Origin of the sequence: Curtobacterium flaccumfaciens (assembly GCF_013359815.1) — a bacterium.
Taxonomy (GTDB): Bacteria; Actinomycetota; Actinomycetes; order Actinomycetales; family Microbacteriaceae; genus Curtobacterium; species Curtobacterium flaccumfaciens.
Window position 1 is genome coordinate 1 of sequence record NZ_JABMCF010000013.1, and the last position, 309, is coordinate 309.

Consider the following 309-nt stretch of genomic DNA (forward strand, 5'->3'; position numbering starts at 1 on the left):
AACGAGTACCAGAACGTCTGGATGATCGGCCAGATGTAGAAGGTGCCGACGCCGACGAGCAACGGGAGCACGAAGAGCCACGGCCACCAGCCGTCGGTCCGTCGTGGCGCTCGGCCGCCGTTGGCTCGCGGAGCGGGGGCGCCCCGCCCGGACGAACGTGTCGTCCGGGCGGGGGCGGCTGCGGCCGGGGGCCGCTCGGTGTTGATCGTCACGCGCGGGTCCTACTTTTCCTTGGCGAGGGCGGCGTCCATCTTCTGTGCGAGGTCCTCTGCGACCTGGTCGACGGGCTTCGATCCGTCGAAGGCACTC

Annotated in this window: 1 pseudogene; it reads right to left on the reverse strand. The window is 69.9% G+C overall.

Features of this window, described 5'->3' with window-relative positions:
* Nucleotides 1–212 (reverse strand): annotated as a pseudogene (locus HP445_RS00035) (sugar ABC transporter permease); the annotation flags it as partial.
* Nucleotides 213–309 lie beyond the last annotated feature (97 nt).